Origin of the sequence: Lysinibacillus antri, assembly GCF_003977595.1 — a bacterium.
GTDB lineage: Bacteria > Bacillota > Bacilli > Bacillales_A > Planococcaceae > Ureibacillus > Ureibacillus antri.
The window spans coordinates 48,877-60,473 of the sequence record NZ_RYYR01000024.1; the positions used below are offsets into that span (position 1 = coordinate 48,877).

12 protein-coding genes and 1 rRNA gene are annotated in these 11,597 nt (G+C 36.3%); 9 read left to right on the top strand and 4 right to left on the bottom strand.

Annotated features, from left to right (window positions below; genetic code table 11):
• Positions 1–160 precede the first annotated feature (160 nt).
• Positions 161–778, bottom strand: coding sequence for a DUF1643 domain-containing protein (locus EK386_RS15050; protein ID WP_246027689.1), 618 nt, complete (start codon positions 776–778; stop codon positions 161–163).
• A 249-nt stretch (positions 779–1,027) separates the two neighbouring features.
• On the opposite strand from EK386_RS15050, the gene EK386_RS15055 reads away from it, so the two are divergent.
• The 3 genes from EK386_RS15055 to EK386_RS15065 all read left to right on the top strand — a co-directional run bounded on the left by EK386_RS15055 (position 1,028) and on the right by EK386_RS15065 (position 3,358).
• On the top strand, positions 1,028–1,783 hold the full coding sequence (locus EK386_RS15055; RefSeq protein ID WP_126660008.1) for a DUF2087 domain-containing protein: 756 nt from the start codon (positions 1,028–1,030) through the stop codon (positions 1,781–1,783).
• Positions 1,784–1,800: 17 nt separating this feature from the next.
• Positions 1,801–2,145: a GIY-YIG nuclease family protein gene (locus tag EK386_RS15060; RefSeq protein ID WP_126660009.1), complete on the top strand. Its 345-nt coding sequence runs from the start codon at positions 1,801–1,803 to the stop codon at positions 2,143–2,145.
• A 202-nt stretch (positions 2,146–2,347) separates the two neighbouring features.
• Complete coding sequence (locus tag EK386_RS15065; RefSeq protein WP_126660010.1) at positions 2,348–3,358, top strand: hypothetical protein; 1,011 nt, start codon at positions 2,348–2,350, stop codon at positions 3,356–3,358.
• Positions 3,359–3,653: 295 nt separating this feature from the next.
• Here EK386_RS15065 and EK386_RS15070 read toward each other — a convergent pair whose 3' ends face one another.
• The 3 genes from EK386_RS15070 to EK386_RS15080 form a co-directional block, all read right to left on the bottom strand.
• Positions 3,654–4,937, bottom strand: a complete 1,284-nt coding sequence (locus tag EK386_RS15070; RefSeq protein WP_126660011.1) for an alpha/beta hydrolase — start codon at positions 4,935–4,937, stop codon at positions 3,654–3,656.
• 13 nt (positions 4,938–4,950) lie between these two features.
• Positions 4,951–6,060, bottom strand: a complete 1,110-nt coding sequence (locus EK386_RS15075; RefSeq protein ID WP_158674446.1) for a helix-turn-helix domain-containing protein — start codon at positions 6,058–6,060, stop codon at positions 4,951–4,953.
• 249 nt (positions 6,061–6,309) lie between these two features.
• Positions 6,310–6,624 (bottom strand): thioredoxin family protein, encoded by a 315-nt coding sequence (locus tag EK386_RS15080; RefSeq protein WP_126660013.1) that lies wholly within the window; start codon positions 6,622–6,624, stop codon positions 6,310–6,312.
• A gap of 166 nt (positions 6,625–6,790) precedes the next feature.
• On the opposite strand from EK386_RS15080, the gene EK386_RS15085 reads away from it, so the two are divergent.
• From EK386_RS15085 to EK386_RS15110, 6 genes are all read left to right on the top strand, one after another.
• On the top strand, positions 6,791–7,795 hold the full coding sequence (locus EK386_RS15085) for a M23 family metallopeptidase (RefSeq protein ID WP_370512000.1): 1,005 nt from the start codon (positions 6,791–6,793) through the stop codon (positions 7,793–7,795).
• A 224-nt stretch (positions 7,796–8,019) separates the two neighbouring features.
• On the top strand, positions 8,020–8,547 hold the full coding sequence (locus tag EK386_RS15090) for a YceI family protein (RefSeq protein ID WP_126660014.1): 528 nt from the start codon (positions 8,020–8,022) through the stop codon (positions 8,545–8,547).
• Between the two features lie 122 nt (positions 8,548–8,669).
• Complete coding sequence (locus tag EK386_RS15095; RefSeq protein WP_126660015.1) at positions 8,670–9,263, top strand: NADPH-dependent FMN reductase; 594 nt, start codon at positions 8,670–8,672, stop codon at positions 9,261–9,263.
• Positions 9,264–9,381: 118 nt separating this feature from the next.
• Complete coding sequence (locus EK386_RS15100) at positions 9,382–10,335, top strand: ring-cleaving dioxygenase (protein ID WP_179966047.1); 954 nt, start codon at positions 9,382–9,384, stop codon at positions 10,333–10,335.
• Between the two features lie 19 nt (positions 10,336–10,354).
• Positions 10,355–10,963 (top strand): alpha/beta hydrolase, encoded by a 609-nt coding sequence (locus EK386_RS15105; RefSeq protein ID WP_126660017.1) that lies wholly within the window; start codon positions 10,355–10,357, stop codon positions 10,961–10,963.
• Positions 10,964–11,523: 560 nt separating this feature from the next.
• A 16S ribosomal RNA gene (locus EK386_RS15110) occupies positions 11,524–11,597 on the top strand; the annotation flags it as partial.

Consider the following 11,597-nt stretch of genomic DNA (forward strand, 5'->3'; position numbering starts at 1 on the left):
TGTTCATTTGTATGGTTCCATCATGATTTGTGTGTAGAGGACCACGAACTACTAGATCATGGTGTTTCATCCGGATTGTTCGCGTAGAAAGTTAAATAGAAAACGCGGCCTACTACTGTAAGCCGCGAATATATTCAAAAACAGCAATGGCCATATTAAATTATGGTTGAATACTGGATTTAATTTCTGTTTGATATGCATGTACTAGCTGTTCAATCCGTTCTGAGTTTGTAGGACCTTTTGGGCTAGGATGATAATATTCATTATCTTTAGATAATACACCAAAGTAGGGTATGCCACTTTCCTCAATTAACTCTAACCACTTCTTTTTTTCTAACTCATAATACCCAGAATTTTTACCTCGTTCTACGCCCCATCCAATTAAAATCCAAGGATGACGTTGAATTTCACTTAAAGAAGGTCGCGTGATCGTTGGGTAGTTACCTGTAGATTTTAATGATTCAAATAAGGCAATCGCTTCTTTTCCAATCGTGTTCCGTACATACAACAAGTTGTAGATGTAAAATCTGCCGTTTAGTTTAGTGTGTGTTCTTTGCATAAATTTCACAAGCTGTTTCATAGTGCGATCAAGATTTACTTCATCTGTATGTGCTCCAGTTTGAAAAAGCTTCCGTCTTGCTTCTCCCTTTAACTCGGCAGAACCAGGATTCAACATAACTGCGGCACCGAGGGATTGACTAGAAGTTCCAAACTGAATGTACGTATTTGTACGATAAATTTCGTTACCAATTTGTTGAAATGTTGCAATCGCTTTCACATTTACCAAATAGCTTTACCCCCATGTAAAATGTAGTGTTCTTCATAATATTCTTTACAAAGGGAAAATAGTCGTTCGGTATTTTTATATATTTAAACTTTTTTGTCGTAAGGAGATTTGCGTTAAGCTTTATTGACAAAAAATAAACGTTTTGATAAATTGTTAGTTAAATGAACAAACTAAATAATTATATGTTTGTATATTTTAAAACGATTAAATAAGTTGTTTGTAATAAGGAGTTGTCAACACATGAACCAATTAGAATCATTTTGGAATGCATCATTAGATGAAATGAAGCGCGGCTATGTAGAGGATAAAAATCAATATACATGCCTGTTATGTGGAGAGCATGTTGAAAAGGGAGTTATTTATCCAAAAGACGATGTTTATTATGAGGCAAAACGTTATATCCGTTTACATATTGAACAAACACACGGCTCCGTATTCGACTATTTGCTTGGTCTAGATAAAAAATTAACAGGCTTAACCGAACATCAAACAATGTTACTTCGCCATTTTTATGAAGGGAAAAGTGATAAAGAAGTACAAGAAGATATGGGAATTGGTAGTAGCTCAACGATTCGTCATCATCGTTTTGTTTTAAAAGAGAAGGAGAGACAGGCGAAAACAACGCTTGCCATTATGGAGTTACTAAAGGAAAAAGATCAATATGCGCCAGCTTTTGTTGCACCACATAAACATGCGACAATGGTGGATGATCGCTATGCCGTGACAACGGAAGAGCAGGAAAAAATATTGGAAAAGTATTTTACTGACGGATTAACAGGATCATTAAATAAATTCCCACCAAAAGAAAAACAACGCGTTGTCGTGTTGCGTGCGATTGCAGCACGACTCAAGGGAAATGTTAATTATACAGAGAAAGAACTAAATGAAGTATTAAAGGGAATTTATGAAGACTATGTGTTAATTAGACGTTACTTAATTGAATATGGACTGCTCGACCGGAAAGCTGATGGAAGTGCCTATTGGGTAAAAAAATAGAAAGAGAGTGTTGCAAGATGGATAGAAAAAAAGAGTTGAAACAACAGTATCAAGAAATAGAAGTCATTGCAGGAATCTATCAAATTAAAAACAATACCAATGGAAAGGTATTGGTTGAAAGTACACGTAATTTAAAAACGATTAATGGGGTTAAATTTACTCTCAATAATAATACGCATTTTAATAAACAATTGCAGGCTGAGTGGAATGAATTTGGTAAAGATGCATTTACGATCGAAGTGTTAGAGGCGTTAAAAAAGGATGAAAGCGATCCTTATTTTAATGAAAAGGAGTCCTTAAAAAACCTAGAACAAAAATGGCTTGATCAACTCCAACCTTTTGGAGAGCGAGGATATAACTGATTTGCGTAGCGCCTTGATTTATCAAAGGCGTTTTTGTGTTTGTCCTTATATCAATTGACCTAAGCCCCTCCCAATTTTTTTAAAAAACTTTTGGGAAAATGGGCGTAAGTAAATGACAAATTATTTTTTATCTCAATCATGATGCATTCAATCGGCTAGTAATATATAGAGACATTAGATGTAGGAAGGAGTGTACGACCTTTTGACAATACTCCGCTTGCTGTTCGTTGCTCTATGTGTTTTACTGGTTGGTTGTGAGGAATGGGAGGAAGAAATAGCCGTTGAAGTGGAAGAAACAGTGGCACCAGAAGAAGTTGTTCTTGTAAATGTCGAGCCTGAAATTGTAGCTGCAAATGAAGAAATTAAACTTCTAGATAATGGATGCTATAGTAATGAGGTTTTTATTGCGGAAGAGGAAACATGTACTTTGCTGATTGATTGTATTGATATCGATTCTTGTATTGAATGGGGAAATGAAGTTCTAGTGGAATTGGAGCGAGAGTATGGGTCACTGGTAATCGAAGAATCTGTTGCAACAGGTGAAGAAGGAATCACCGTACTGAATACATATGATGTTGATCTGGATGAAGAAGTAATCTATACAAATGATGATATATCAGAAGAAGAAATGGAATACCACGCGGATTTGTGGTTTAGCTTTAGCTGGCTTATACCAGAAGAAAATCGAAAAGAAATTAATCGATTTGAAGTTTTTGAAAGTGGCGATACATTAGCATACGTGTCACTTCATGATGCACACGATGAAAGTTGGACGCTTGCAATGAACAATAAAAATATTGAGTTGGCATCGGAAACATTGGTCACGTATTTACATGAATACGCCCATTTTTTATCTTTAAACCAATCGCAACTAGATTATTGGGCGGATGAAGAAGGGTGTGAAGGGATCTATTTACAAGATTCAGGGTGTTTCTATAAAGACGCCTATATTACAGATTTTTATATACAGTTTTGGCATACACCGGGCAATGGTGAGCTAGACGAATATTTCGTATCGGATTATGCAAAGGTTTCTCCTGAAGAAGATTTCTCGGAGTCTTTTGCCCATTTTGTATTAACTCAAACTCCAACAAGTGACACGGTAGTAGAAGAAAAGCTTCAATTTTTTTATCAGTATGATGAACTGGTACAATTGCGAACGGATATAATCGCTCGTATGGCAACATGGCTAGTGAGAAGCGTGGAGCTTTAATAATAGAAAAAAGGAGATTCCACAGGTTGAAATCTCCAAAATTTGAGATATAAGTGATGGGTCATTGGTGGCACTTCAATTATGAGGTGTTGTGGGATGTGTTTTGGTTTAAGAAAGAAGGGAGTACCTTGCAAATATTTTCTCTATGTAATTTTAACATATTCGCAAATCTAGCAAGAATAATGGACGGTTGCGGATATTCTCAAAATTTGATGGATTATTCTTGGAAAATAAAACTCCCTACAGCAAATTGCAATGGGGAGTTTTTGCTTGTATATAATTTTATTGTCGTTGATTATTTATTTTTAATAAATTTTTCAATTAGTGGTAAAAGCTCTTCGTGTAATGGTAATGATGGGTCACTATAAGTAGCAAAGTTCGCTGCACGGTCTTGTGGAGCCTCTTTTAGTACGTGATTCATGCCTTCGATATACACAAGTTCTGTTGCAGCAGTACCAAGAGTTTCTGCATCCTTTTCATTTGTTTGTAAATCTGTTGTTCCTTGAATAATAAGCGTAGGGTTGTTTAATTGTTTCAGTTCTTCAGTTGGATTGTATTTAATCCAAGAAGCTAGGTAAGGCTGATTTGGCACGGCAAACATCATTTGTAGATCATTCGATATTTCCTCAACAATTTCACCATTTTTAATTTTGCTAATAATTTCTTTACTCTCTTCCAACAGTGCAGGGGATACTTGAGCACTTAGTTGTTCAATTAGTACTTCATCTATTGCGCGGCCAGTACCTGCAATTAATGTTAGTGTATCTACTGCTTCATCTTGGGCAGCTAATGTTCCCAGTAATGCACCTTCACTATGACCAATCACATGTACAGACGTAAAAGATGGTTGCGCCTTTACGTATGCAATAATGCTCGCTACATCATTCGCAAAAGTATCGATTGTCACATCAGTAGGATTTTTTACTAATGCCGTATTATCACCTAGACCGCGTTTATCATATCGGATTGTGGCAATGTTGTTTTCTGCTAATTGTTCGGCTAACATTTTTAAACTATTATTGCTTAACCCTAAAGTTGAATTTCCATTTTTATCAGTCGGACCACTTCCAGCAATAATAATGGCAACTGGCGAAGGTTCCCCATTTGCAGCAGGTTGTAGAGCAACTTTTAACTCTCCGTCCTTAACTGGAATAGAAACTTCTTTATATGTTACTTCTTCTGCATCACTTCCATCGTTAGGAATAAATGTAACAGGGAAGGTTGCGCCACTTTGTGTAAATGTCCCCTCGATTTTTCCATCAGCTAATGTGCCTTTAATAACCATTTTTTGTCCTTGTACATTCACCGTAATATCAACAGTATCGCCGTTATAGCGGAGTGTTTCGATTGGGAAGTTCTTAAGCCCTTGGATTGGTACTGAAAATGTTCCTTTTGCTTCTTCAAGGGAAATATTAATTACTAGTGGTGATTGTGGAACTTCAATTGTACCAGTCCATTCACCTAAAAATTGTGTGTTCACTGTTTGTTCCTCCTGTTTTTTAGAATTATTTTCTTGTGTACTTGAGCAACCAGCTAATAAGGCGATTGCCGTCAAACAAATGACTAACCATCTTTTCATACAAAAAAACTCCTTATGATAAATTCAATTGATGTTTAAGATTTAAAATCAATGCTTTAAAATCTGGACGATCATGAAGTGGGGCTAGTAAAGGTTGATCCATTACTCCTGCTAAAATATCCTTTTTAATCGAGGCTTCATCTCGAGGAGTAAATTCAGCAATTGCCAACTCTTTCTTCATCCAGTTTTCTAGTAAATCAAAATAAGAATCACCCTTTAAATAAATAGGGAAAGTCAGGCTACTACATAAACGGCCATAGTGTTTCAGCATTTGCATCGCATCGTCAGGTCGTTGCTGCATCATATAGCCGTAAGCTGCTTTGATATAAAAAACGAGAGCACAATTTACATTTATTTTTTCAATGTTAAAGTGATTAATCAGAATTTCCATCCGTTTTACCGTTTCGTCATAATGCTCGCTGTTATCTACTTCTAGCATTAGGGAATCTGTAGCGCTGGCGAGTAATCCCATGACATGCTGATAAATACTAATCTGAAGAGTTTCACGTGCTTTTTCAGGTCGGGCTAGCATTGTATGAGCCGTTGCAATGATATTATCTGTGCCAAATTGTACTTCCACATCATCCCCAAGTAGCTCTAATACCTTTTCAGCTTCCCCCATCATTAAGAGCGCGGTTGATTCTACCACTTCAGCTTTATAGACATATTTATAATCCTGTGCATGGCTTCTTACTCGTTCGCATAATTCAAGGACGCGATTTAATAGTTCTCCCGGTTGTTCGGATTGAGTATGGTAGTTCAAGTAAAGCACTGCGATTTCTAATAGTAATGGAAAACAGGAATAATACTCCTTTACATAATCTTCTATCTCTTCTTGTACTTCAGAGAATGGACTTGTGCTGAATTTTTGTGCTAGTTGGTTATACAATTTTCGTATATTTTCCTCGGTCATCTGAGGTTCATAACCCAGAAGTGAATCAATTGATAAATTAAAAAACGTCGCAAGCTTCGGTAATAGCGTTATATCAGGGTAACTAAGTCCAGTTTCCCATTTTGAAACAGCTGCTTTTGATACACCAACATATTGAGCGACCTGTTCTTGTGTAATACCTGCTTCTTTTCGTAGTGAACTAATCCGACTTGCAAACTGAAAACTTGTCATGTAACTCATCCCTTTCTATGTCCAGTATATGGGAAGTACATAAGAAAAACGAACGAATGTAAGTTAACAATGGTTGATTAATTCAACTATAAGTAAATTTTAGTTTGAACACGCAAAAAATCCCCTTCGCCTAATGCGTTGGGGATGTTGTTTTTTATTGAATGTGTGAGATGAGGGTGTTGGGCTAATGTTAATATCGTAAAAGATATTGTAAATTTATATTACCCGCAAAACCTTATTTCATGTCTGTTATTTTAATCCATCAATAAATGTTTCAATTTCTTCTTTCGTTTTACGATCTTTGCTTACAAAACGACCGATTTCCTCGCCGTCTCTAAATACAAGAAAACTTGGAATACCAAAAACATCTAGTTGCACACATAAATCAATGAATTCATCACGATCTACTTTTACAAAACGATAATTTGTATATTTTTCTTCAATTGATGGCATAACAGGATCAATGAAACGACAATCTCCACACCAGTCTGCTGAAAACATAAAGATTGTTTGACCTTGAGCTTTTAATTGTTCGAATTGTTCGATGGATTGTAAGTTTTCCATTATAAAATACCTCCAAAATTATATTTCCCTTATAGTACCATAATCCCTAATAAGTTAACTTGGAAATTGTTCTACAAATCATAAATTTCCCTTTAACGAATCAAATTATTTCAAGTCATGGATTAAAATTTTTCGGACATTCTATTGTTTGAAAGGAGGTTTATTTTTGGTCCGACAATTGATTCCGCTGTTCATTCTAATGATGATTTGTAGTTCTATCTCACCTGATTTTGTTCGAGCTAACCAGGAGCAGCAGCCATCTAGAGAAGAAATTATGCAACAGCGAATGACTCTCTATATGAAATATCAGGATTATTTGGTTCCTTGGCATTATTTAGCGGCAATCGATCAATATGAACGAAATATACAGGATGTACGTAAAGATATTCCAAAACGTGACAGCACCGTTGCCATTCAGTTCTCTAGAGAATATTGGGCAGGAGCAACAAATCCAATTCTCGATGATACATCACCCTTTTCTATAAAGTATTTTGGAGGGGTAGGGCTTGATGGCAATGGTGATGGCGTGGCGAGTCCTGACGATGATGAAGATATTATTTTCACGATGACAAGTTATCTTAGTCAGTATGGCCCAAGCGAAGAAGACTTTAAAATCGCTTTATGGGACTACTACCAAAGTGAAAAGGTAGTTAATCAAATCTTAACGATATCAAAACTATTTAAACATTTTAATACAAATGATCTAGATACACATGTTTTCCCAGTTCCTGTACGAGGCTATAACTATAGCTATAGAGGAACTTGGGGTGCCAATCGTGGCTGGGGCGGAAGACGTATTCATGAAGGAACAGATGTTTTTGCTGGCTATAGTACACCAGTAGTCTCTACTTCTTACGGTGTTGTAGAGATAATGGGGTGGAACGAATTCGGTGGTTGGCGCGTTGGCATTCGTGATAACCATAACACCTATCATTACTTCGCGCATTTAGCCTATTTTAATAAAGACTTAAAAGTAGGCGATGTCGTTGAACCAGGTACACTTCTTGGTGGTGTTGGAAGTACAGGTTACGGAAAAGAAGGCACATCCGGTAAATTTCCACCCCATCTCCATTATGGAATGTATAAATTCAACGGTCGTACAGAATGGGCGTTTGATCCGTATCCTTCTTTAGTGCAATGGGAGAAGTACACAAGACAATTGAAAAAGTAACGATTAAGTTGTTCCTCAAAGCAGGAGCAACTTTTTTCGCGAGGATAGGGTTTTTTGTAAAAAGGAGTTGACGATGAATTGAATTCATGATACATTTATCTCGAATTAAAGATAAATTAATTCGAAACAAAATTAAGAATTAATAAATTGGTAGTTAAAGCTACTAAATTTTTTTAAAATAATGTCTCAAATTCGAGATAATAACACTTAGGAGGAATTTTAATATGGCTAAATGGACAGTAGATCAATCACATTCAAACGTTGGATTTGAAGTAAAACACATGATGGTTTCAAAGGTAAAAGGTCATTTTGATAGTTATACTGCAGAGGTAGAAGCGGCTGATTTAACAGATTTAACAACAGCACAAATCGCTTTCTCATTTGATGTGGCAAGTATTAATACAAAATCAGCAGATCGTGATAATCACTTAAAATCTGGTGACTTCTTCGATGCAGAGAAATTCCCAGTAATTACTTTCAAATCAACAAGCATTACAAAATCAGGCGACGATTATAAAGTAACGGGCGACTTAACAATTAAAGAAGTAACTAAACCAGTAACGTTTGACGTTGAATATGGTGGTAAAGGAACAAATCCATGGGGTGTAGAGGTTTACGGATTTGAAGCAGAAGCAAAAATCAACCGTGAAGAATTTGGCTTAACTTGGAACGCAGCACTTGAAACAGGTGGCGTATTAGTTGGGAAAGATATCAAAATTAAAGTTGAATTAGAAGTTAATCCACAAGCTTAAAGTTGTGGAGAGGGTGATTTTTAATATGTACAATCACCCCAAATTTTTTTACTAAATACCTCGAATTCGAGATATTTGGGCGTCGAAAATTAAATAATTCGAATAAGAGAGGAACGTACTCAATGGGATTTTTAAATAATTTATTTGGAACAACTCAAAAGGAGGAACAAACAATGACAAATTTAAATATAGGAATTATTTTAGGATCAACTCGTGAGGGCAGAGTAAGTCCTCAAGTAGGGGCTTGGGTAAAAGAATTAGCAGACAAACGTGGTGACGCAAATTATACAATTATCGATATTGCAGATTACAAGCTACCGTTTTTAGGTGAAGCTGGAGCAGATAACTCAGGTGTCGCAGCATGGTCTGAAGCTATTGCAAAACAAGACGGATTTGTCTTCATCGTACAAGAATACAACCACTCCATCACTGGAGCACTAAAAAACGCATTAGACTTCTTGCGTGAAGAATGGAATAACAAAGCAGCTGGTATCGTATCTTACGGTTCAGTAGGTGGTGCGCGTGCAGCAGAACACTTACGCGGAATCTTAGGAGAATTATTAGTGGCAGATGTTCGTGTTCATCCTGCATTATCATTATTCACAGACTTTGAAAATGGCACAGACTTTAAGCCGAAAGAAGTGCAAGCAGATTCAGTAAATCAAATGTTAGATCAAGTAACTCCTTGGGCAACAGCATTAAAAACGATTCGATAAGTTCACAATACAACATGCACAAGGTCTAATGTGCATGTTGTATTAATTAAAATAGATGAGTTTTGAGCAAATTGATATTAATGTTTTAAACAATTTACTCAGCGTTCATCGGATATATATGGAGGAAGCTAAAATGGAAAAACAGACAACAGGGATCCATCACATTACCGCAATTGTTGGTCACCCACAAGAAAATGTAGATTTCTATGCAGGTGTACTAGGATTACGCCTTGTAAAACAAACAATCAACTTTGACGATCCAGGGACCTATCATTTGTATTTTGGAAATGAAGGAGGAAGACCTGGGTCAATTATTACCTTCTTTCCATGGCCGAATGCATACCGTGGAAGAATTGGTGACGGACAAGTAGGTGTTACAACATATGTAGTACCACCGGGCGCATTAAAATTTTGGCAAAATCGCTTAACTCAATTTGAAATAAGCTATCAAATGGCAAAACGTTTTGATGAAACCTACTTACAATTTGATGATCCGCATGGGCTTCATTTAGAAATTATTGAACGTGAACAAGGCGATATCAATTCATGGACATTTGGTGAAGTTACAAAAGAAGTTGCCATTAAAGGATTTGGTGGTGCAGTTCTCTATTCTGTTCGCCCTGATGAAACTGCTGCAACATTAGTGGATGTAATGGGGCTAGAAGTAGTTGGAACAGAAGGCGACTATACAAGGTTTAAAGCGACCGGGGATATAGGTAACATTATAGATGTTAAAATGACAACGGGTATAAAGGGAACGATGGGAGTAGGAACAGTCCATCATATCGCGTGGCGTGCAAAAGATAATACAGATCACTTAGAATGGCAAGAACACGCAATGCATCACGGGCAATACGTAACAGATGTAAAAGACCGGAACTATTTCAACGCGATCTATTTCCGTGAATCTGGTGAGATCTTATTTGAAATTGCAACAGACCCACCAGGATTTGCCCACGATGAGTCCTACGAAACAATGGGAAATCAATTAATGTTACCATCACAATACGAACACCTTAGAAATCAATTAGAAATGTCTCTAATTCCAATCGAAGTTCGTTCGCTAGATTAATTTGAAGGAGACTAAACGTATGAAACATATATTTAAAGAAGGTCAAAATCCTAACAGACCACTATTGTTACTTCTTCATGGGACAGGTGGGGATGAAAATGATTTACTACCATTAGCAGAAATGATTGATCCAGAAGCTTCGGTACTAAGTGTCAGAGGGAATACGTTAGAAAACGGAATGCCTCGTTTTTTTAGACGTTTAGCAGAAGGCGTCTTTGATGAGGAAGATCTAATTTTCCGTACAAATGAATTAAATGAATTTATAAATACATCAGCTAAAGAATATCATTTTGATCGAAATAACGTTATAGCTATTGGCTATTCTAATGGTGCAAATATCGCTGCAAGTTTATTGTTCCATTTTAAAGACGCATTAAAAGGAGCCATTTTACATCATCCGATGGTACCAAGACGTGGAATCGAATTACCGAATTTAGAAGGTACTCCAGTTTTCATTGCGGCAGGTGTAAATGATCCAATATGTCCCCAACAAGAATCCATTGATCTAAAAGAATTGTTAGAAACTGTGGGAGCACAAGTGGAGGTTCGGTGGGAAAATCGTGGACACCAACTAACAATGAGTGAAGTGCAAGCTGCAAAACAATGGTACGAACATCTATTTGAATAACAAATGAAGGACTGTTTTTTCTCTAACATAGAGTGAAGACAATCCTTTTTTGCTTTATATTTAATTCAAACTAAAGGTAAAATTCGTTAGAGTGAATAAAAAACATTCTTCTAAAAAGAGCAAACCAGACCAACTCATTTTGGTTTTCATTTATATTAAGAAATTGCATATGAATGATGGTAAAAAAAATTGTGAAATTCTGTTGACATATAAAAAGAAAGTATGTAATATTATACGAGTCGCTGCTAGTCTTAGCGACAATGGAAACTAGCTACTTGAGAAATAATTAAAAAGTTATTGACAAAACAAGTGCTAGTTAGTTAATATAATAAAGCTGACTTCAGAGAGAGATTTTCTCGTGAAGTAAGAAAAAATAAAAAGTCTTGACAAAACGATAAAGAGTTGTTAAGATATAAAAGTCGCTTAAAACAAGCGGAAATGAACTTTGAAAACTGAACAACAAAACGTTAATGAAATAAAGTTTCTCATTAAGTTGAGAAACAAAATTTGGACATCATAATTGATGCCAGCAAGAAATTTGAGCTAATCAAATTTTCTCTTTTATGGAGAGTTTGATCCTGGCTCAGGACGAACGCTGGCGGCGTGCCTAATACATGCAAGTCGAGCGGACCTT